Source organism: Hallella faecis, from assembly GCF_018789675.1.
GTDB lineage: Bacteria > Bacteroidota > Bacteroidia > Bacteroidales > Bacteroidaceae > Prevotella > Prevotella faecis.
Window position 1 is genome coordinate 1 of the sequence record NZ_JAHKBE010000135.1, and the last position, 915, is coordinate 915.

Below are 915 nucleotides of genomic sequence, written 5' to 3' on the forward strand. Positions count from 1 at the left end.
CGTTAATTAACTCCCTCATTTTCAAACGATTACGTTAGAATTAACAGAGTATTGTCTTCACAATCCCATTGGACAAGAACTTATATTTGAACGAATACCACTATCTTTTCCGCTCACGCCACTACAAACATGGTGGAGCTTATGGTGGTTCTTCCGAAAACGGCACCTGTGCAACTGTTTCAACCGTCAAGGCTTTCGGTTACGGAACGGACAATGTTGACAATAGATTCAAGATAAACTTCTATGCAGATACCGTGCTTGTTGACGGAAAAAAGATATATTTGGACAACGGGAAGCCGTTGGTGTACATGCCGCTTGAACTGAAACTGAACCTCAGCGACAGCCCATATAAACAGACGGCAGGCGCTCGTGTAGGCAAATACGAGGTTGACCGAACTGCCTATTCGGACGGACGGCAGGTTGACAACGATATCGTCCTTTTTAGATATGGTGACGCGCTGTTGATGGAAACCGAGGCGAAAGTTCGCAATGGCGAGGATGGTTCAATAGAGCTGAACGCTATAAGAGACCGAGTAGGAATGCCTCATGTGGAAGCCAATTTGGACAACATTCTAAAGGAGCGTCTGCTGGAATTGGTTTGGGAAGGTTGGAGACGTCAAGATCTCATCCGTTTTGGCAAATATACCAAGGAATATGATCAAAGAACTCCATTAGAAAAGGAGTCTACCGGGTTTACAACGGTTTTCCCAATACCACAAAGATGTCTGGATTTAAACAAGAAATTAAAACAGAATCCAAGTTATTGATATAGTTGCCATAAACTTTTCATTCACATGAAATCATTTTAAGGTAATAAGAGTTTAGAATCCTGGGCTGACAAATTATAATAGCTCATAATTTAGGGATTGTCGTTTAATTCTTTCAGTCGTGGACGCATAGAGGTCATCTTGGTAT

General features: G+C 42.0%; 1 pseudogene. It reads left to right on the forward strand.

Annotated features, from left to right (window positions below):
* Positions 1 to 53: 53 nt before the first annotated feature.
* A pseudogene (locus KM934_RS12825) lies at positions 54 to 767 on the forward strand (RagB/SusD family nutrient uptake outer membrane protein); the annotation flags it as partial.
* Positions 768 to 915 lie beyond the last annotated feature (148 nt).